Raw genomic sequence first — 20,097 nt, forward strand, 5'->3', positions numbered from 1 at the left:
TCCCGGATTCACCCAGGCTACGCAGACTGTAGCCCAAATGAATCCGGGATCGCTTTTAGCGCCCCCTCACCACCAGACTATCCGGCGCACTACCCAGCGCCTGCCAGCTCGGCCGGTACATGGACTCCACCTGCGGTGGCGGTACGCGGTAGCTGCCCGGCGTCACCGCACGGGCCAGGTAGAGCAGATGGGTGGTGCCGTACTCCTCCACATCCACGGCGGCCACGTAGCGGTCGCCGCGATATTCCTGGTGTTTGATCCGCGCGTTCTGCATGGAGCGGCGCCATTCCTTGACGTTGCTGCCGGCGTCGTCGAGGCTCGCCGCGCTTTGCGCCAGGTTCTGGTTCTCCAGCTCCAGGCCGGCCGGCAGCAGGTCGACGACCAGGGCGTCCGGCACACGCTGCTTGGCGCGCACGGCCAAGTGCACCAGCACCAGCTCGCCGCTGTCCAGGCGCTGCAAATCGAGCGGACGGCCATCCATGCCGAGGTATTCGCGCTCGATGCTGAGGTTCTCGCCACCGGCGCGCGGCGCCTGGGTCGGGTAACCGGACAGGGTCAGCTGCTGATACAGCGTGGCGCTGCCGGCGTTGCTCACGCTCAGCGGTTCGGCCAGCTCGCCACGCTCCAGCTTGATGCCGGGCTGCTGGTTGCTCAGGTCGAACTGGAAGGCGCCGCTGGCCAGCTTGGCGCTCCAGCTTTGCTCGGGTTTGCCGAGAATGCCGCGACCGGCGAGGAACAGCGAGTTGCGCTCCTGGGTCGACAACCAGCGCTGACCGGCCAGCTCATCCGCCAGGTTGAACAGACGCTGCTCGCGCTGGCCAGCCGCCAGATCGTGCTCTTCCAGCAGGGCGAGAATCAGCGCCTGATCACGTAGCGGGCTGCCATAGTCAGCCATCCAGCGTTCGCCATCGCGTTGTTGGATCAAGCCCTGATTCAACGCCTGCTCGGCACGCGGTGCATCGCCCATCAGTTTCAATGCGGCGGCCAGTTGCACCAGCGGCAAACCAGAGCGCGCATCGTTACGACGGTCGAACAGGCTGCGCAACGCACCCAGCGGCGCCTGTTGGCTTCGCGCCAACACGTAGCCGGCGTAGGCCTGCACGGCGAAGCGGGTGTGGGCGAAGTCCTGGCTGTAGCTGGCTTCGATCAGGCTGCTCTGCTGCAGGTAGCGCAGCAGGCGGTCGTTGGCCTTCTTCAGGGCCTCTGGCGGCACGCCGAAGCCCTGCTCGCGAGCACGCAGGAGGAAGTCGGTGACATAGGCGGTGAGCCAGTATTCCTCTTCGCTCTCGGCGCTCCACAGGCCGAAGCCGCCACTGTGACGCTGCATGCCGAGCAGACGCTCGATACCCAGCTCGATGCTCTTGCGCCGTTGCTCGTCCGGCTCGCCTTCCAGGCCGAGGCGCTTGAGGCTCGCGGCGTCAGCGTAGAGCGACGGATACAGGCCGCTGGTGGTCTGTTCCAGACAGCCGTAGGGGTATGCCTTGAGCGCACGAATCTGCTCACCGAGGTTCAGCGGCGGACGGCTCGACAGCGCCAACACGGCCTCCAGCCCGGCAGGTTCGAACTGATTGAGGGTGCCCGCCGGCATGCTCCACGGCTCGCCCTCCCCCAGTACCGCGCGGAAGTGCTGCAACTGCGCCGGATAGGCCGGACGAATACCCAGCGTCCACTCGCGGCTGAAGTCAGCCAGATCCTCGTTCGGCAGAGCCAGGCCCTGAACCTCGACATGGATACGACCCTGGCCCAGGCCACCTTCGGCGCGCACCGGAATGCGCAAGGTGGTGCGCTGGCCATCCTTCAGATTGATCGGCGACTCACCCTTGCCGAGCAGGCGCAGTTGGCCCTCCACGCCCAGTTGCACGTCGAGCTTCTGCTCGCTGCCAGACAGGTTGGTCAGATCCAGCGCCAGGGTGGTTTCGTCACCACCGGCAAGGAAGCGCGGCATCGACAGTTCGGCGATCAGCGGTGCGGCCACCACCGTCTTGGCCTCGGCCATGCCGAAGCGCTCGTCGGTCCAGGCCTGCGCCATCAGGCGCAGCTCACCGTTGAAGTCGGGGATATCCAGGCTGACTTCGCCCTCGCCCTTGTCATTCAGCTTCAGCGCATCGCTCTGCAGGGCGACGATCAGCACACTGGTATCCGGACGTTTGCCACCGGCGGCGAGGCCGGCGTCACCGCCGAAGGCCAGGCTGGCGACACGCCCCTGCGCTTCGATCAGTTGGCCATAGATGTCCAGCTGGTCAGCGCCATAGGCCTTGCGCCCGAAGAAATTGGCGAAAGGATCGGGGGTGGCGTAACTGGTGATATTGAGGATGCCCACGTCGACCGCAGCAACCAGCACATGCACTTTGTCAGGGATGCTGCCGTCGGCATTGCGTGCGCTGACCTTGACCTTCAGCGGCTGCTTGGGACGCATTTTTTCCGGTGCTTCCAGGCTGACTGCCAGCTTGCGCGGAGCGCGCTCCAGCGGCAGGTGCAGCAAGCCGACGGCACGCTTGGGCGTGACCTGCGCCTTGCGCTCGCCGGGACGAACCACCAAAGCACTGAGATAGAGGTCATGACGCGCCCATTTCTTGTCGATGGGCAGCTCGAAGGTCTTACCCTCGGCCGGCACGCTGATTTCCTGCCACCACAGCGGCCCCTCGCTGGACTCGACCAGCAGGTAGCCATTGCCGGCAGCCGGCGGGGTGACGGTGATCTTGGCCACCTCGCCCGCGGCGTAGGCAGGCTTGTCCAGCGCCAGTTTGACCTGGTCCGGGCGCACTGCGCCACCGTCGGCGTTGTCCTGCCAGCGGTAGCCGGCCCAGAAACGCAGGCTGCTGACCAGGCCGGTCTGGCTGTCCACAACCTCGACCCGGTATGGGCCCCACTCCACCGGGAAGCTGACCTTGGCAGTCCCACCGGCAGCGATCTTCAGCGGCTCGTCGCTGAGGGTGAGGAATTTCTCGTTGTAGTTGTGACGCCAGCCCTCACCGTCGGAGAAGCTCCAGAAGTAATCGCGGCGCTCACGCACCAGGCGCACGTTGAGGTTGTCGGCCGCCAGCTTGTTGCCGGCGGCGTCGGCCACGAGGATTTCGAACTCGGCCAGGCTGTCGGCGTCGACTTCCTCGCCGTCGAACAGCCCACGCAGGCCCGGCAAACGCTCGGCCGGCCATACCGGCTGGATGATGCGGCGGGTGATCGGGCGACCACCGGACTCTTGCAGGCTGGCCTGGAGGATCAGGCGCAGCGGCGACTTGGCGTCGCTCCAGCGATTTTCCGGGCGCAGCATGGCGCGGCCCTGGTCATCCAGATTCTGCTCGTCGAGCTCCTGGTCCTGGCTCAGGTCGGCCTCGGTGATGTCGCCGAACTGATAGCCCGGCAAGCTCGCCACCGCCTCACGCAGCGGACGCACGTAGAGTTGCCCGGTCAGGCGGTTGCCAGCGGCCGGGGCACCGTAGAGGTAGCGGCCAGTCACCGCGAACTCGGCACTGTCGCTCGGCGCGTAAGGCTGCTCCTGGCCCTTGAGCTCCAGGGCCATGCGCTCGGGCAGGAAGTCCTCGACGAGGAATTCGTAGAGCTGCGGGTTGCCGTCACCCAGGTCGAGCAACAGTTGCCAGCGGCCTGTCGGGGCCTCTTCGGCGAGTGGCAGCTGATACTGATAGAGACCGTCATCACCGGCATTCCAGACGAACTTGCGGCTGATCTGCTCATCCGGGCGACGCACCTCGACGCTGACCGGCTGAGCCTTGACCGGGCTGCCGTCGGCGTCACGCAGCAGGCCATTGAGCAGCACGGTTTCGCCAGGGCGATACAGATCGCGCGGGCCGAACACGAAGAATTGCAGGGCATGTGCCTTGGGCCCGGTGATGTCGAATTCGGCCAGGTCCAGCGCCGGTGTGTTCAGGCGCAGCAGGCTGGTCTGCTCGTCCTGCTTGGCCACCAGCACCTGAGCCTTTTCCGGCAAGGGCAGCTGTGCATGGCCAGCCGAATCGGTCTTGCCTTCAGCCAGCAGCGCGCCTTCACCATCGAGCAGCTCGAGCTGCACGCCGGACTGCGCCTTGCCACCTTCGAGCGCCTGGGTGAACACGTCGAGACGGTCGCGATAACGATGCGCGGACAAGCCGATATCACTCAGGGAGAACAGCGTCGCCGGCTGCGAGTAGCTGTAGCTGCCGGCCTCACGCATCACTGCCAGGTACACACCCGGCTGCTTGAACGGCTCCAGGCCGGCGATGGGCAGCAGCAAGGTTTCACGGGTATTGCGCGCCGGATTGAGGTCGAAGCGTCCGCCATAGACCAGATCGGCCATCGGCAGCAGTTCGCGCGCCTCCCAGGTATCCAGATTGCTGGCCCGGCCCCAGCGGGACAGGAAGCGCGGCAGCGCCTCGGGCTTGATGCGGAAGAATTCGACGTTGACCTTGTCGACGTTCAGCGCGATCACCGGCAGGCCTTCGGCCAGTCGGGTCGGCAGCAGCGAGCCACGGCTGGCGAAACCGACGCTGGCCTGCAGATCGCGGGTTTCGATGCGGCTGACCTGCTCTTTGGCGAGCTTGCCGCCATTGATCGATTTCAGGCCGGCATCGATGGTCAGCACCAGCTTGCGCTGCGGCTCCAGGTGGCGCAGGCGCAGCTCGCTGAGGTTGTCGGTCAGCTCCCAGGCGCCGTCGACCTTGCCGGCAGTGCTGTCGACCAGATGCAAGCGTTCGGCAAAGGGCTGGTCGGGGTCCAATGGGATGGAGAAGGTCACCGACAGTGCACTGGCGCCGTCGAGCTGCACCTCGGAAACGTCGACCACTTCCAGCTCGCGTCCGGCATAGCGCTTGGCCAGCGCGTCGCGATCGACTGCTGGTTTGGGCGCCTGCGGCTGCTGCGCAGCAGGAGCGGCGGGGGTCACCGTGGCAGGGGGTTCAGAAGAATCACAAGCGCTGAGCAGGCTCAGCACCAAGGCCAGAAGCAGTCCTTTGTTCGGCATTGCGGGCTCCGGAGAGTGGGGGCGCGAAGGCCGATACTATAGCCGAGCGGCTACAGCGCCGACGAGGCGAAGCGACGAAATCCGCCAAGCTGCGCACAGTCCACCCTGTGCCTATAATCGGCGCTTTGCTGGAACGGAAGCCCCCATGTACACCCTGTTCGAAGCCTGGCGCCACGCGCCGACCCAGAGAAAGGTCTGGGCCCTGGCCGCCCCGATGATTCTCTCCAACCTGTCAGTGCCCATGGTGGCGCTGGTCGATACCGCCGTGGTCGGCCACTTGCCGCATGCCCACCAGTTGGCGGCCGTAGCGGTAGGCGGCAGCCTCTATACCCTGCTGACCTGGGCGATGGGTTTTCTGCGCATGGGCAGTACCGGCTTCGCGGCCCAGGCCGCAGGTCGCGAGGACGGCAGCGCCCTGCGCCAGGTGCTGGTGCAGGGGCTCGGGCTGGGCGTGTTCATGGCCTTGCTGCTGGGCCTGCTCGCACTGCCGTTGAGCGGTGCGGCGCTGAGCCTGATGCAACCCTCCGCCGAGCTGGATCAGTTGGCGCGCCAGTACTTTCAGATTCGCCTGTTCGGCCTGCCCGCCAGCCTGGCGACCTATGCCCTGATCGGCTGGCTGCTGGGCACGCAGAGCGCGCGAGGCCCGCTGGCCATTCTGATGACTGCCAACCTGATCAACGTGGCACTCGACCTGCTATTCGTGCTCGGTCTCCAATGGGGCGTGGCCGGTGCGGCCTGGGCCTCGGTGATCGCCGAATGGAGCGGCGCCCTGCTCGGCCTGTGGCTGGCCCGCAGCGCGCTGGCACGCTATCCCGGCCGCCTCGACAGCAGCGCGCTGAAACGCTGGAGCAACTGGCGCCCATTGCTGGCAGTCAACCGCGATATCTTCATCCGCACCCTGGCACTGCAATTGGTGTTTTTTCTGATCACCGTGAAAGGCACGCGCCTGGGCGATGCCACGGTGGCGGCCAACGCACTGCTGCTCAATGGACTGACGCTGACCGCCTACGCCCTCGACGGCCTGGCACATGCCGTCGAGGCCCTTTGCGGCCATGCGCTGGGCGCGCGTGACCGCGATGCGCTGCGCCGTTCGCTGCTGGTGGCCGGAACTTGGTCGCTGCTGGCCAGTGCCGCTTTCGCGCTGTTCTTCCTGTTTGGCGGCCACTGGTTCGTCGGCATGCTCACCAACATCGCCGAAGTACGTGAACTGGCGCTGACCTTCCTGCCGTACCTGGCCGTGCTGCCGCTGCTGGCGGTGTGGAGTTACCTGCTCGACGGTCTGTTCATAGGCGCTACGCGCGCCCGTGAGATGCGCGACGCCATGCTCATCGCGCTGGCCCTGGCGTTGCCGCTGGCCTGGTGGCTGCAAAGCCTGGGCAACCACGGGCTGTGGTTGGCATTTCTGGCATTCATGGGGCTGCGCAGTCTGGTGTTGGCTGTCTATGCTTGGCAACTGAGCCGTCGCGACCTGTGGTTCCCTTCCCCTGCTTAAGGAGAGATCGCCCCATGCTCGATACCCCGAGTCCCGTTAACGAGACCCTGCGCCAACAGGCGCTCGATCGCTTGGAACTACTCGACACCCCTGCCGACCCTTATCTGGACACACTGACTCGCCTGGCGCACGACCTGTTCGGCGTCAGAACGGCGCTGGTCACCCTGGTCGACCGTGACCGCCAGTGGTTCAAGAGCCGCCAAGGCCTGGACCTGTCGGAAACACCACGTAGCCTATCCTACTGTTCCCACGCCGTGATGCAGGACGAGCCCCTGTTTATCGAGGATAGCCACGTCGACGTGCGCTTTGCCGGTACCGAGCTGGCCTTACGCAATCCTGGCGCGCGCTTCTACGCCGGCTGGCCGCTGCACGACGCAGAGGGCATCCCGCTGGGCACCCTGTGTTTGGCCGACCCTGAAGCACGCCAACTGAGCGAGCGAGAGAAATCCCAATTGCGCGACCTGGCCTACTTGACCGAAGGCTACCTGCAACTGCAGCAGAACTCGCTGCAGCTCGATGATTTGCGCGACGCCCTCAGCCGCGAGCAGCGCAAGGGCATGCTCGACCCACTGACGCAACTCTGGAACCGCGCCGGGCTGCTGCACTTTCTGCCGCTGGAGCAGGCCGCGGCCGAGCGTAGCCAGCTACGCCTGGGCCTGATCTATTGCGACCTGGATCATTTCAAGCGGGTCAACGATACCCATGGCCACGATGGCGGCGACCACGTGCTGTGGGAGAGCGCGCGACGCATGAGCGGCGCGGTGCGTCCGCAGGATGTAGTGACCCGCAATGGCGGTGAGGAATTCGTCATCCTCACCCGGGTGCACGATGAGCAGGAACTGCTGCAGATTGCCGAGCGCATCCGCCTGGCTATCGCCAGCCAGCCCATGCAGCTGGAGCAGGCCCAACTGCAGCAGACCGCCAGCCTCGGCTGTGCCCTGCTGGGCCCCGAGGAGAGCAGCGCGGATGCGCTCAAGCGTGCCGATCAGGCGCTGTACCGAGCCAAGCACGGCGGCCGCAATCGCACCGAATTCGCGCCCTGCCACCACTGAGAGGAAGCACGCATGGCAGCTGCGTTCGTCGCCTATCTGCACTACCTGTCGATCTTCGCCCTGTTCGCCTTGCTCAGCATCGAGCACGTGCTGTTCAAGACGCCGCTGGATCTGTCCCGTGCGCGCAGCCTGATGATCACCGACCTGGCCTATGGCATCTGCGCCGTTCTGGTGCTGGCCACCGGTGTTGCCCGCGTGCTGTGGTTCGGCAAGGGTGCCGCCTACTACATGGGCAACAGCCTGTTCCATGCCAAGGTCGGGCTTTTCGTCCTTGTCGGCCTGCTGTCGATCCTGCCCACGCTGGTATTCATCAAATGGCGTAGCGCCGTGAAAGCTGGCCAGGTACCCGAGCCAAGCGCTCGGCAGCTTCGCCTGGTGACCTGGAGCATTCGCCTGGAACTCTTGGCGCTGCTATTCATTCCATTGCTAGCCGCGCTGATGGCGCGCGGCTATGGCGTGATCGCAACGGGTTAGCGCTCAAAGACGCATGCCGATGGCCAACCGGTTCAACCCGCTCATCAGGGCCACGGCGATGGTCAGATCGGAGATTTCCCGGGGCGAGAAATGCACCTCCAACGGCAGATAATCCCCATCGGCGGCGTGGCTGCTGGCGACATCGTTCAGCGATTCGGCCCAGGCCAGTGCCGCCTGCTCTCGCGCGTCGAAATGACGACTCACCCGCCACCCTGCCAGGCTGTCCAGCTTGATCTGTGGCACACCCTCCTCACGCAGCGACTCACTGTGTTTCTCCAGGCAGTAGGCGCAGCCGTTGATCTGCGACACACGCAGGTAGAGCAACTCCACCAGCGCCTTGCCCAGCGGGCCACGCTCCAGCGCCGCCTTGGTGGCAAGCAGGCCCTGCATCGCCTCGGCGGATAATTCGTAATAGGGCTGACGCAATGCGCTCATGACGCTTCTCCTTGAGCCACGAGATGGGGGTTGAAAGCCACCTGCTCGCGCGCCTGCGCCAGCATCGATTCAGCGTGTTCCTGACCGCGCACCAGGCCCTGCAGGTGAATGAACTCCAGGTCGTGAATACCGATGGTGCTCAGCACATGGCGCAGGTAGGAGGTGAGGAAATCCGGCTGACGGGCCTGCTCGCCACGGTAGTAGCCACCCGAACTGACCACCACGAAAGTCGGCCGATCCGCCAGCAGCCCGACCTTGCCGGCCTCGGTGGCGGCAAAGCTGCGACCGATGCGCAGCACGTAGTCGATCCACAGTTTGAGCGCGGCCGGCACCGTAAAATTGTGCATCGGCGTGGCGATCACCAGGCAATCGCTGTTTTCCAGCTCCTGGATCAGGCATTCGGAAACTTCCAGCGCTGGATCATCGTTCCGCGCCCGTGCAACCAGGGCTCCGGCATAGTCCGCCGTCAACGCCGGCAAGGGCTCGCGGGCCAGGTCACGCTCAAGAAGCTGCGCCGCAGGATGACGCTGACGCAAACGCTCGACCAGCTCTTGAGCCAGGCGACTACCACGACTCTGCTGCCCATAAGGGCCGCACTCCAACAACAGAATTCGCTGCATTTCAAAGCGCCTCGCGAAAATGCATGCCCAGACCCAGCAAACCCTGACGGTAGTAGAAACGTTGCCCGCGCGCATTGCCCAGCGCGGTATCCAGTACCAGATTGACGCAGCCCAGCCGCCGCGCCTGTGCGCGTACCTCGCTCAGCAGACGCTCGCCGATACCCTGACTGCGCTGGTCCTCACGGGTAACCAGATCATCGACATAGAAGAAGCGCCCGTGCAGCAGGTTCTCCTGCTGGCGGCAACCGGCCAGGCCCAGCACCTCGTCACCAGCACGCGCGGCCAGTAGGCAATAGCCCTGCTCGGCCTGGCGCTGCAAGCGCTGAAGGAAATCATCAGCGTCGCTCAGGTCTGGGCGCAGAACTCGCATCAGGGGGAAGCAGGCGCGTAACTCGTCCGGGGCGACGAGCCAGTCGTAACGGCAGTCAGTAGCGAGGGTCATGGCAGTTCTCCAGCGAAGATGCCGCCACTCTAGGCAGAGACTGGCATAGCTGACAGAGCCAAAACCTTTCAAAATCACTAGGACAACACCACTCGCCCACCACCGCCCTGCCTGGCAGGAAGACGAGCGCGCCCTGGCTATCGGGATGGCTAGTCAGGGCGTTCGGATTGGGTGCAGCAGCGTACTTTCGGGGGCGGATTGCGGCTGATGCTCAACACCATCGCCAGCACCGAGCAGGCGTTGCACCTGGCTCGGCGATTGGCGACGGCGATCAGCTGAGGATCAGGACGCCAGGTAGGACGAACGCGTCAGGCCCAGGCGCAGCGCATCGAGGAACTGCGTGCGCTCACGGGCGCTGATCTTGGCGCTGGCGACCTTGTCGCGGTAGTGGGTCATCAGCTCCTCGGGCGACAGGTGCACGTAGCGCAGCATGTCCTCGATGGTGTCATGGGTCTCGATACCGGCGTGCACCACGCTGCCATCGGCGGCCTGGTAGATATTCACCGAATCGGTGTCGCCGAACAGGTTGTGCATGTCACCGAGGATTTCCTGGTAGGCGCCGACCAGGAAGATGCCCAGCACATAATCCTCACCTTCGCGAACCTCGTGCACCGGCAGGCTGGTCTCGATGGACTGCTCGTCGACGTACTGGCGGATCTTGCCGTCGGAGTCGCAGGTCAGGTCCTGCAGCACGGCGCGGCGCAGCGGCTCCTCGTCCAGGCGCGACAGCGGCAGGATCGGCAGGATCTGGCCGATGGCCCAGGTGTCCGGCAGGCTCTGGAACACCGAGAAGTTGCAGATGTACTTGTCGGCGAGCTTGTCGTTGAGCTCGTCGAGCACCGCACGGTGCGAGCGCTGACGGGCCTTGAGCTGGTTGTGCAGGCGGCGGCAGATAGCGAAGTAGCACTGCTCGGCCAGCGCCTTCTGCGCCAGGCTGAGCTTGCCGGACGAATATTGAGCCGCCACTTCCTCGATGTAGTGGGTGGCGCGCCAGTAGGTTTCCGCGACCATTTCCGGGTCGCTGTCGTCGAGCAGCTCGATCAGTACCTGGAGGATTTCCGGCTGTTCGACGCTGGCGTCGATCTCCGGCACCTTGTCGTTGTGCCGCTCGACGTCGGTCACCTGCACCAGCAGCACGGCGTGGTGCGCAGTCATCGCCCGGCCGCTCTCGGAGAAGATGTGCGGATGGGGGATTTCCTGGCGGTCGCAGAATTCCTTGAGCATGTCGACCACGGCATCGGCGTAGTCCTGCATGTCGTAGTTGATCGAGCTGGCGTTACGCGAGTGGGTACCGTCGTAGTCCACGCCGAGGCCGCCGCCGACGTCGATGTGATCGACCGGCAGGCCCATGGCACGCAGCTCGCCGTAGTAGCGGATGGCCTCACGGAAGCCCTTGCGGTAATCGGCGATGTTGGCGATCTGCGAGCCCATATGGAAGTGCAGCAGGCGGATGCCCTGGTCCAGCCCGGCCGCGCGGAAACGCTCGACCACCGAAAGGATCTGCGCCGCAGACAGGCCGAACTTGGACTTCTCGCCACCGGTGTCGGCCCACTTCGAGGACGCCAGCGAGGACAGGCGCACGCGCAAGCCAATCTGCGGCGCGACCTTGAGCTCGGCCGCCTCCTCGATCACCAGGGCGACTTCCGATTCCTTCTCGATGACGATGAATACGTTGTGGCCGAGCTTCTGCCCCATCAGTGCCAGACGGATGAACTCGCGGTCCTTGTAGCCGTTGCAGACGATGGTGCCGCCCTTCGGCGCCAGCGCCAGCACCGCCAGCAGCTCGGGCTTGGAGCCCGCTTCGAGGCCGATGGAGACATTCTGCGTGGCGATGATGTTCTCGATCACCGCCTCCTGCTGGTTGACCTTGATCGGGTACAGCGCGGTGTAGCGGCTCTGGTATTCCAGGCGTTCGATACTGGCGTCGAAGGCTCCGGTCAGACGGCGCACGCGATCTTGCAGAATGTCCGGGAAGCGCACCAACAGCGGCAGCGACAGACCGCTCTGACGCAGCTCGTCGACCTGCTGATAGAGATCGATGGGCTGGCTGTCCGGGCCGTTGGGACGCACTTCGATACGCCCGGCGTCGTTGATCGAGAAATAGCCGGCGCCCCAGTGGCGAATGCCGTAGACACTGCGGCTATCGGCTACGGTCCATTGGCTGCCGTCGTCTTTGCGGGTGCGTCGTGCGGACATCGGGTTCTCCCATGAGAAAAGCCTGACCTTGCTGGCGGCCAGTTTAGAAATGATGAAAGCAAGATGACGTTTGCTCGGCGGTTGACCGTAGTAACGTCATCGAAGTTTAGAAAAGGGCTTATCAGCCGCCGGACTTCTTCGCGGTAAACCCGCGCTTGCTCAGCTCGGCCAACAACAGCTCGACGTGATCACCCTGGATCTCGATCACCCCGTCCTTGAGCGCGCCACCGGTGCCACAGCGCTTCTTCAGCGCGCTGGCCAGCTCCTTGAGCGGCTCTTCGGCCAACGGCACACCACTGACGGTGGTGACGGTCTTGCCGCCACGGCCCTTGGTTTCCCGGCGCACACGGGCAATACCGTCACCATCGGGAATGCGCGTCTGTTTGCAGATGCAGGCATCCACCGCCTGATTGCAATCCGGGCAATGGCGACCACCATCGGTGGAATAGACGAGACCGCTCAGGGCGGAGAATGAAGAGGCTTTCTTGACCACCGGCTTGTCCTCGTAGGGGTCAGGATAGCGACTGGCTGAACGGATTCAGCCGCGAAGCCCCACTCAGGCAGGGGCAGCGCAGGCGGACAGACGTCCGCCGAAAAGGCCGCGCAGTTTAACGGCAAAGGCCGGGCTTGCTAAGACCAAATTTGCGTCATTGTTCGGTACTTTGGCGACGCTGTTCGCCATCGTGCACGGAGCGCTCGGAATCAACGACGCCCTAGGGTGCGCCGTGCGCACCGCCTTTAGATCTGAGACGGAGCTTCGGTGCGCACAGCGCACCCTACGCGCAGGAGCTAACAAAACTACCCTCTCCCGCCCTTCGGGCACCCTCTCCCATAAATGGGAGAGGGTCATCGGGAGGCCGCAAGCGGCCTGTTCATATAGCGCTCCAGCGCCGCCAACGAGTCCGGGCAGTAAGGTAGGCGGTGAGTTTCCTCCAGCGCCTGCTCAATGCTGATGAAGCGCGCCTCCAGAACTTCCTCCGGTTGTAGCTGCAGTGGCGCATCGGACACCGCGGAATACGCCATGCACCACAGGCGGCTTTCCGGTGCGTCATAAAGAAAGTGCGCATGCTCGATCAGTTCGGCATCGACGATACCCAGCTCCTCGGCCAGCTCACGCTCGGCAGAGAGCCGATAGTCCTCACCTTCGAGCACCATGCCGCCGGCAGCTACGTCCCAATAGCCGGGATACAGCGCCTTGCTCAGGGTGCGCCGGTGCACGCACAGCAGCCCAGCCGAATTGAACAACAGGATGTAGGTGCCGCGTCCGATCAGGCGCTGCTCGCGTAGCTCGGCCCGGGAAACACCACCCAGTGGCTGATCATGCTCATCGACCCAGGCCACCCGCTCCTGATCGGAAGCGACGCGATGCGCCGCTTCCGCTGCCGAAATCGCGACCATCAACCCTGGCTCAGCAGTTGACGCAGATCGATCATGCCGGCATTGGCACGGGAGATGTAGTTGGCCATCACCAGCGAATGGTTGGCGAGGATGCCGTAGCCACTGCCGTTGAGGATCATCGGGCTCCACAGAGTGGCTTGCGCTGCTTCCAGCTCACGAATGATCTGACGCACGCTGACAGTGGCGTTCTTCTTCGCCAGCACGTCGGCGAAGTCGACCTCGATCGCGCGCAGCAGGTGAGCCAGCGCCCAGGCCTGACCGCGAGCTTCGTAGAACACGTTGTCGATCTGCAGCCACGGCGTCTCGTACACGCCATCTCGCCCTACCAGTCCGGACTCTTCGGCGTCGTTGCCCACCTGCAGGTTCTCGTTCAGGCGCACCTGGCCGACGCTGGCCGACAGGCGCTGCGACAGCGAGCCGAGACGAGTGCCGGCATCGCCCAGCCAGTTGTTGAGGTTGTCGGCACGGGCATAGAACTGCGCATTCTTCTGCCCAGTATCAGACAGACGAGCCAGGTAGCGATCCAGCGACTTGATGCCCTCGCGGTATTCAGACTCGGACGCCGGCAATGCCCAGCTCTTGTTATCGAAGTGGAAACGCGGCTCGGCCTTGGCCAGGTCCGGGTCTTCGGTCGACTGCGACTGCGAGCGGGCGAAATCCTTGCGCAGCGCACGGGAGAAATCACGCACCTGCACCAGTACGCCGTATTCCCAGCTCGGCATGTTGTCCAGCCACAGGCCGGGCGGCGCGAGGTCGTTGGACAGGTAGCCGCCCGGCTTGTCGAGCAGCGTGCTGGCGACCTGTTTGAGGGTTTCCACCGTGGTGTAACCGGTCACCATCTGGCGCTGCGCCTGCTGCGCCTCGCTCTGAGCATGCTGCTGCACCTGAAACGCAGACGGCTCCTGACTCCAGTACCAACCAACCACCAGGGCGATCAGCAGATAGACACCGATCAGGCCGCCTAGTGATCGAGCGATCAGGTTGCCACCGCTGCGGTCGCGCCCTGAGGCCTTATCGGCGCTGCCCTGCGAGTTCGTCGAGCGATTCTTCCAGTCCAGCATGACAGTGTCCCTTTTTAAGCGAATTCGAGTGTTCGACCACAACCTGGCCAACGGGTTGCGACCTATTCCGCACTATAAGGCAAGCCCACTGCAAAACGCAGGGCGCAGGCGCAAACTTACCGCTGGTACGGGAAAACTACATTTCTGTCGCTTATTCGACAGAAATACGGCCGTCAATTGATCGGCGGCAATGCCAGCGCCCGCAGCAAGTGATAGCATCAAGCCACCACTGACTTAACCACCTATAGAAGTCGGCCCATGACCGAGCACCCGGATCCCAGTCGCGACCGCCTCAAGCATCACTTCGCCCAGCGCGTGATTCATCAGGCGCGCCAGGTGCTGGAAGTATGGCAGCGCCTGCAGCGCAGCGAATGGAACGACGCCGGCATGGCCGAGTTGACCGAAGCCAACTTGCGCCTGCTACGTTATGCCGAACGCTTCGAGCAGATCGAGCATGCGCAACTGGCGCAAAGCATTGGCACCAGCCTCGACGAGGTCGTGGAAAATCGCGGCCGTCTCAACAGTACGCTGATCGCTCGCCTCAATCAGGCCATGCAACGCCTTTCACGTACCGGCCTGCGCCATAGCGACGCCTTCGAGCAAACCTTCCTGCCACCGCTGCGCAAACCGGTCTACCTGGCCCTGCAGGATGCACAGCGCGCCGAACGCCTGGCTCAACAACTGGAGTTCTTCGGCCTGGCCGCACAGGCACTGAGCGATGAGCGTGCTTTCCGCGCCGCCATCACCGAACGCCACCCCGCCGCCATCGTCATGGACGTCGACTTCGCTGGCGCCGGGCTGGAGCTGGCAGGCTCGGTGCAGGAAGGCCTGGAGCAGAAGATTCCGCTGCTGTTCTTCAGCCACTGCGACACCGACACCCCGACACGCCTGGCCGCCGTACGCGCCGGCGGCCAGGAGTTTTTCACTGGCTCGCTGGATGCATCGAGCCTGCTCGAACGCATCGAAGTGCTGACTCACGTCTCGCAATACGACCCGTACAAGGTACTGATCGTCGACGACTCCAAAGCCCAGGCGACCCACACCGAGCGCGTACTCAACAGCGCCGGCATCCTCACCCACACCCTTACCGAGCCTATCCTGGCAATGGATGCGCTGGCCGAGTTCCAGCCGGATCTGATCATCCTCGACATGTACATGCCCGAGTGCAACGGCACCGAACTGGCCAAGGTGATCCGCCACAACGACCGCTACGTCAGCGTGCCGATCATCTATCTGTCGGCCGAGGACGACCTCGACAAGCAGCTCGATGCCATGAGCGAGGGCGGCGACGACTTCCTCACCAAGCCGATCAAACCACGCCACCTGATCGCCACCGTACGCAACCGCGCGGCACGTGCGCGCAACCTCAAGGCGCGCATGGTGCGTGACAGCCTGACCGGCCTGTACAACCACACTCACACCCTGCAACTGCTCGACGACGCCTGCTTCCGCGCACGCCGCGAAGAGCAACCGCTGGCCTTCGCCATGCTCGACATCGACCACTTCAAGAAGGTCAACGACACCTACGGCCACCCCATGGGCGACCGGGTGATCAAGAGCCTGGCGCTGTTTCTCAAGCAACGCCTGCGCAAGACCGACCATATCGGCCGTTATGGCGGCGAAGAATTCGCCGTGGTACTGCCCGACACCGATGAACAATCGGCGCTCAAGGTACTGGAGGAAATTCGCCAGCGCTTCGCCGAAATCCATTACCCAGCCCAGCCGCAGGACCTGTCCTGCACCTTCAGTTGTGGCATCGCCATGCTGCAACCCGGCCTGGACGGCAACGCACTGTCCAAACGCGCCGACGAAGCGCTGTACAAGGCCAAACATGGTGGTCGTAACCGCGCGGAGCTGTACGACGAGGAATAAAGCGCCGCCAAACGTGACGCCGTTCACGGCGTCATCAGGATGTAACCAAATCGCAATACGCTCGCGGGCATCGTTCAGTTGTCGATCGAGCCCGTCATGCGCCTCAAGCTGCTTACCAACCTCAATACTCTGTTGCTGGTCACCGTCTGTGTCGCCCTGGCGGCAACCTTGTGGTGGTCACAGCGCGCACTGCAGCAGCCGGTGCAACTGATGGAGCGCTACCTGACGCTATCCCAGCAGTTTCAGCGCGAGGTGGCCGACAACATCCAAGCCTATCTGGCCAGCGGCAATGCCGTGCAACACAGCGCCGCAACCCAGGCCATCGACGCCTTCGACGAATCCATTGAACAACTGCCGCAACAACTGACCGCCGAGCTGCGCCCCAGCCTGGAGCAACTGCGCGACTTCAGCGCCAATCAATTGCTGGCCGCCGGCAAGCTGGCTGGCGATCCGCAGGGTCTGCTGCTGCAAGCCGAGCGCGAGATGCTCGCCGCTTTGGAACAGCTCAACCAGTACGCAGCCAGTGGCAGCGGCCCGGCAGCCGGTGACTATCGCCAGCCGCTGCAGGACGCGGGCTCGCGCCTGCTGAAGCTCGCTCACGCCCGTGAACGCTTCATCAGCCAGGGGCGCAGTGAACTGCTCGGCGATGTCGAGCGCGAACTCAAGGCCCTTGCCCAGCAGGTCGAGACGCTGGATAAGCTGCCGCTACTTGGCGTGCAACAGGCCGACAGCTCTGCCAGCGTCGGTTTCGCCGCGCTGCTCGGACTGGACGACGCCCAGCAGGAGCGACAGGCGCAGGATCGCGGCATCGACCTGAAACGTGAACTGGGGACGCTGGTGCGCCGCTACCCCAGCGAACTGCAACGCACCCGCGAGCTGGTTGAGCAACGCCAGCAACTGGCCGTGACCACGACCGAGCGCGTGACCCAGGTGCAGCAGGCACTGGCCGCGCTGGAGCCGCTGGTAAAAGGTGAGTACGCGCGCATTCAGGGCGAGGTAAGGCTGATTCAGGGCCTGATGATCGGCCTGATCCTGCTGATTGCCCTGGTTATCGACCGCATCCAAAGGCGCCTGGCACAGGTGCTCGAACGTCTGGTACCGGCGCTGTCGCAATGGGCGAGCGGTGATTTCGCGACGCCGATCAGCATCCACTCCCGCACCCGCGAGTTGCGCGACATCGAAGACTCGCTCAATCACCTGCGCGGCTATCTGGTAGAGCTGGTCGCCAGCATCCGCGGCCATGCCGAGCATGTTGCTGGTTCAAGCCGCACCCTAGCCGACCTCAGCGGCGGCCTGCACGGCGGCGCCGAACGCCAGGCCGGCGATACCGCTCTGATCCGCGACGCGCTAGGCGAGCTGGAAGCGACAATCGGCCAGGTCGCCCAGGACGCCAGTCAAACAGCCGACGCCAGCCGCGACGCCGACCGCGCCCTGGCCCAGGGCCAACAGGTCATCGGCCAGAGCCTGGAAGGTCTGCATGCCCTGGTGACAGAAGTTCAGGGCAACGCCCAGGCCATCGAACGCCTGGCCGACGAAACCGCCACCATTGGCGGTGTACTGACGGTGATTCGCGGTATTGCCGAACAGACCAACCTGCTCGCCCTCAACGCCGCCATCGAGGCTGCTCGCGCTGGAGAGGCTGGCCGTGGCTTCGCCGTGGTCGCCGACGAAGTGCGCTCACTCTCGCAGCGCACCGGCAGCGCCACGGCGGAAATCCAGGACGTCATCGGTCGCCTGCAACAGGCGGCGCATCAGTCGGTACAGGCCATGCGCGCCCAGGTCGAACATGCCGAAGCCACTGCAGGCAAGGCCGAGGCCGCAGATGGTGCGCTGGACGAGATCGTCAGCGCCATTCGCACCATCGCCAGCATGGCCGAGCGCATCGCCGAGGCCACCGCGCAGCAGAGCGATGCGGTCAGCGAGATTCGCGAGCACGGTGAACGCATTCACCAACTGGGCGACGACAACCTCGGCCTGATCGCCAGCGGACGCAACGAAAGCGAGCGCCTGCTGCACCTGGGCAGCCAACTGCATAGCGCCGTACAGGCGTTTCGCGTTTAGCAGGCTGCGACATGGCAGCGCAGGCAGCAACCGCCCGGGAACTCGACAAGGCCGGCTGTCTCCAAGGTTCCGCTCATCCCAGGCATTCGACGCTCCGGCGCAGCGACGGCGATGCGGGTGGGCGCTTTCCGGTATCATGCCGCCACCTATCGCCGAGATATTCGCCCGATGTCACTGCGTCGACTGCTGCTTCCCCTGCTTCTGCTCTGCCTGAGCCTACCCGCCAGCGCCAACCTCTTCGATAAGCGCCCGGCCGCCTCGCCGCTTGGCGCGCCGCTGAATAACAGCAGCGACTTCCTACCGGTGCGCGAAGCCTTCAAGCTGAGCCTGGTGAGCAGCGATGCACAGGCAGTGACGCTGCGCTTCGTCGCGACCGAGGGCTATTACCTTTATCGCCACCGCCTCAACTTCAGCGTCGAGCCGGCCGATCTGGCGCTTGGCGACGCCGAATTGCCAGCAGGCGAGGCCAAGCACGATGAGTTCTTCGGCGATGTCGAGGTGTACTACGGCGTGCTGGATATCCGCCTGCCGCTGGAGAACCCAGACAACCGCCCGCTGCGCCTGCAGGTAGGCTACCAGGGCTGCGCCGACAAGGGCCTGTGCTACCCGCCAGAGACAGAGTTCATCGAGATCGGTGATATGCCAACCAGCACATGGACGTGGATGGATCTCGCACTTGCCTTTCTGGCAGGTCTCGGTTTGACGTTTACGCCTTGCGTGCTACCCATGCTCCCTATCCTGTCGGGCATTGTGCTACGCGGCCGCCCCAGCAATACACGGGGGCTTGTCTTATCTCTCGCCTATGTACTTCCAATGGCTGCCTGCTACGCCGTCTTGGGCGCATTGATGGGACTTTTTGGCGCCAGCCTTAATCTCCAGGCGATGCTGCAATCACCTTGGGTATTGGTACCGTTCGCCATGTTCTTTGCGATCTTTGCCATCGCGATGTTCGGCGCATTTGAATTGCGTCTACCGGCATTCATCCGAGATCGCCTTGATCATCGTGCAAGCCAGATGAGAGGAGGGACGATAACCGGAGCGGCGTCGCTGGGCGTGCTGTCCAGCCTGATCGTGTCACCTTGCATTACCGCGCCGCTGACCGGGCTGCTGCTGTATATCAGTACAACCGGCGACGCGCTCGGAGGTGGTCTGCAGCTATTTGCTCTAGGCCTTGGCATGGGCACCCCCTTAATTGTATTTGGAGCGGGCGGCGGTGCGCTGCTGCCTAAAGCCGGCACCTGGATGGTCACGGTACGCAATGCCTTCGGCGTACTGCTGCTGGCCGTTTCGGTATGGCTGCTCGAACGCGTGCTGCCGGGCAGCCTCAGCCTGGCTCTTTGGGGGCTGCTGGCTGGCGGCGTGGCGGTGTTCCTCGGGGCGCTGGAGTTTGGGCCCAAGACACATCGGCAGAAGCTCAGCCAGATCGCCGGCCTGGCGCTGTTGGTTTACGCGCTTGCCGCCTGGGTCGGTGCATTGCAGGGTGCGAGCGATCCGCTCAAGCCGCTCGGCCAGTTGCAGGCCGGCGCCAGCCAGAGCAGCGCCAAGAGCGGTGCCTGGCAAACCCTGAGTAGCCCCACCGAACTGGACGCCGCACTGGCCGAGGCCAAAGCCGCGGGTCAACCGCTGCTGCTGGACTGGTATGCCGACTGGTGCATCAGCTGCAAGGTCATCGAGCGTGAGGTATTCGGCAATGCCGAAGTCGGCAGCAAACTGGCCGGCTGGCGCCTGATCCGCTTCGATATCACCGAAAGCAACGCCGCCCAGCGCGCCCTGCTGGACCGTTACAAGCTGTTCGGCCCGCCAGCCATCCAGCTGTTCGCCGGCAATGGTGACGAATTACTCGATCTGCGTGTCGTAGGTGAGGTCAATGCCGCCACCTTCGCAGGGCGCCTGGATCAGGCCAGCAACCGCCAGGCAGGTCGTTGAACGCTGGCAACACGATCCTCGCCCGTTCTTTGCAAATGCTCCGGCAACGACCGAAACCAACGCTATAGTCATATTTCTGCCGCAAACAGCAGGCATCGTGTCGACTATTGCTGA

General features: G+C 64.2%; 14 protein-coding genes. 6 read left to right on the plus strand and 8 right to left on the minus strand.

The genetic code is table 11. The features are described from left to right. Positions 1 to 55: 55 nt before the first annotated feature. Positions 56 to 4,954, minus strand: a complete 4,899-nt coding sequence (locus RTH74_RS04765; protein ID WP_316913906.1) for an alpha-2-macroglobulin — start codon at positions 4,952 to 4,954, stop codon at positions 56 to 58. A gap of 145 nt (positions 4,955 to 5,099) precedes the next feature. Between RTH74_RS04765 and RTH74_RS04770 the strand changes: the two genes are divergently transcribed. From RTH74_RS04770 to RTH74_RS04780, 3 genes are read left to right on the plus strand one after another with little or no spacing between them, the layout of a single operon-like run. Further along, positions 5,100 to 6,446: an MATE family efflux transporter gene (locus RTH74_RS04770; protein ID WP_125833475.1), complete on the plus strand. Its 1,347-nt coding sequence runs from the start codon at positions 5,100 to 5,102 to the stop codon at positions 6,444 to 6,446. 14 nt (positions 6,447 to 6,460) lie between these two features. Then, positions 6,461 to 7,498, plus strand: coding sequence for a sensor domain-containing diguanylate cyclase (locus RTH74_RS04775; protein ID WP_316913907.1), 1,038 nt, complete (start codon positions 6,461 to 6,463; stop codon positions 7,496 to 7,498). 12 nt (positions 7,499 to 7,510) lie between these two features. Further along, positions 7,511 to 7,972, plus strand: coding sequence for a DUF2214 family protein (locus RTH74_RS04780; RefSeq protein WP_316913908.1), 462 nt, complete (start codon positions 7,511 to 7,513; stop codon positions 7,970 to 7,972). Positions 7,973 to 7,975: 3 nt separating this feature from the next. Here RTH74_RS04780 and RTH74_RS04785 read toward each other — a convergent pair whose 3' ends face one another. The 7 genes from RTH74_RS04785 to RTH74_RS04815 form a co-directional block, all read right to left on the minus strand. Beyond that, positions 7,976 to 8,407 carry a carboxymuconolactone decarboxylase family protein gene (locus RTH74_RS04785; RefSeq protein ID WP_316913909.1) on the minus strand — a complete coding sequence of 144 codons (432 nt, stop codon included), beginning with the start codon at positions 8,405 to 8,407 and terminating at the stop codon, positions 7,976 to 7,978. Next, on the minus strand, positions 8,404 to 9,027 hold the full coding sequence (locus RTH74_RS04790; protein ID WP_316913910.1) for an NAD(P)H-dependent oxidoreductase: 624 nt from the start codon (positions 9,025 to 9,027) through the stop codon (positions 8,404 to 8,406). Before RTH74_RS04790 ends, RTH74_RS04785 begins: the two co-directional genes overlap by 4 nt. Position 9,028: 1 nt before the next feature. Beyond that, on the minus strand, positions 9,029 to 9,469 hold the full coding sequence (locus tag RTH74_RS04795; RefSeq protein WP_316913911.1) for a GNAT family N-acetyltransferase: 441 nt from the start codon (positions 9,467 to 9,469) through the stop codon (positions 9,029 to 9,031). Between the two features lie 282 nt (positions 9,470 to 9,751). Beyond that, the gene (gene speA / locus RTH74_RS04800) at positions 9,752 to 11,665 is read right to left on the minus strand and encodes an arginine decarboxylase (RefSeq protein ID WP_316913912.1); all 1,914 of its coding nucleotides are present in this window, start codon (positions 11,663 to 11,665) and stop codon (positions 9,752 to 9,754) included. A gap of 121 nt (positions 11,666 to 11,786) precedes the next feature. Further along, on the minus strand, positions 11,787 to 12,158 hold the full coding sequence (locus RTH74_RS04805; RefSeq protein ID WP_099522625.1) for a translation initiation factor Sui1: 372 nt from the start codon (positions 12,156 to 12,158) through the stop codon (positions 11,787 to 11,789). A 353-nt stretch (positions 12,159 to 12,511) separates the two neighbouring features. Then, positions 12,512 to 13,063, minus strand: a complete 552-nt coding sequence (locus tag RTH74_RS04810) for an NUDIX hydrolase (protein ID WP_316913913.1) — start codon at positions 13,061 to 13,063, stop codon at positions 12,512 to 12,514. Beyond that, positions 13,063 to 14,124: a DUF2333 family protein gene (locus RTH74_RS04815; RefSeq protein WP_316913914.1), complete on the minus strand. Its 1,062-nt coding sequence runs from the start codon at positions 14,122 to 14,124 to the stop codon at positions 13,063 to 13,065. Before RTH74_RS04815 ends, RTH74_RS04810 begins: the two co-directional genes overlap by 1 nt. A gap of 258 nt (positions 14,125 to 14,382) precedes the next feature. On the opposite strand from RTH74_RS04815, the gene RTH74_RS04820 reads away from it, so the two are divergent. The 3 genes from RTH74_RS04820 (at position 14,383) to RTH74_RS04830 (ending at position 19,983) form a co-directional block, all read left to right on the plus strand. Continuing rightward, positions 14,383 to 15,996: a PleD family two-component system response regulator gene (locus RTH74_RS04820; protein ID WP_316913915.1), complete on the plus strand. Its 1,614-nt coding sequence runs from the start codon at positions 14,383 to 14,385 to the stop codon at positions 15,994 to 15,996. Positions 15,997 to 17,013: 1,017 nt separating this feature from the next. Beyond that, a complete protein-coding gene (locus tag RTH74_RS24130) occupies positions 17,014 to 18,057 on the plus strand; it encodes a methyl-accepting chemotaxis protein (protein WP_420713136.1) in 1,044 nt (347 codons plus the stop codon). 168 nt (positions 18,058 to 18,225) lie between these two features. Continuing rightward, positions 18,226 to 19,983 carry a protein-disulfide reductase DsbD gene (locus tag RTH74_RS04830; RefSeq protein ID WP_316913917.1) on the plus strand — a complete coding sequence of 586 codons (1,758 nt, stop codon included), beginning with the start codon at positions 18,226 to 18,228 and terminating at the stop codon, positions 19,981 to 19,983. The last annotated feature ends 114 nt before the right edge of the window (positions 19,984 to 20,097 follow it).

Origin of the sequence: Pseudomonas sp. zfem001, assembly GCF_032621725.1 — a bacterium.
Classification (GTDB): domain Bacteria; phylum Pseudomonadota; class Gammaproteobacteria; order Pseudomonadales; family Pseudomonadaceae; genus Aquipseudomonas; species Aquipseudomonas sediminis.

Excerpts from the sequence above, each read along its gene's own strand:
- RTH74_RS04765 (WP_316913906.1), bottom strand. The coding sequence starts at position 4,954 with ATGCCGAACAAAGGACTGCTTCTGGCCTTGGTGCTGAGCCTGCTCAGC.
- RTH74_RS04770 (WP_125833475.1), top strand. The coding sequence starts at position 5,100 with ATGTACACCCTGTTCGAAGCCTGGCGCCACGCGCCGACCCAGAGAAAG.
- RTH74_RS04775 (WP_316913907.1), top strand. The coding sequence starts at position 6,461 with ATGCTCGATACCCCGAGTCCCGTTAACGAGACCCTGCGCCAACAGGCG.
- RTH74_RS04780 (WP_316913908.1), top strand. The coding sequence starts at position 7,511 with ATGGCAGCTGCGTTCGTCGCCTATCTGCACTACCTGTCGATCTTCGCC.
- RTH74_RS04785 (WP_316913909.1), bottom strand. The coding sequence starts at position 8,407 with ATGAGCGCATTGCGTCAGCCCTATTACGAATTATCCGCCGAGGCGATG.
- RTH74_RS04790 (WP_316913910.1), bottom strand. The coding sequence starts at position 9,027 with ATGCAGCGAATTCTGTTGTTGGAGTGCGGCCCTTATGGGCAGCAGAGT.
- RTH74_RS04795 (WP_316913911.1), bottom strand. The coding sequence starts at position 9,469 with ATGACCCTCGCTACTGACTGCCGTTACGACTGGCTCGTCGCCCCGGAC.
- speA (WP_316913912.1), bottom strand. The coding sequence starts at position 11,665 with ATGTCCGCACGACGCACCCGCAAAGACGACGGCAGCCAATGGACCGTA.
- RTH74_RS04810 (WP_316913913.1), bottom strand. The coding sequence starts at position 13,063 with ATGGTCGCGATTTCGGCAGCGGAAGCGGCGCATCGCGTCGCTTCCGAT.
- RTH74_RS04815 (WP_316913914.1), bottom strand. The coding sequence starts at position 14,124 with ATGCTGGACTGGAAGAATCGCTCGACGAACTCGCAGGGCAGCGCCGAT.
- RTH74_RS04820 (WP_316913915.1), top strand. The coding sequence starts at position 14,383 with ATGACCGAGCACCCGGATCCCAGTCGCGACCGCCTCAAGCATCACTTC.
- RTH74_RS24130 (WP_420713136.1), top strand. The coding sequence starts at position 17,014 with ATGATCGGCCTGATCCTGCTGATTGCCCTGGTTATCGACCGCATCCAA.
- RTH74_RS04830 (WP_316913917.1), top strand. The coding sequence starts at position 18,226 with ATGTCACTGCGTCGACTGCTGCTTCCCCTGCTTCTGCTCTGCCTGAGC.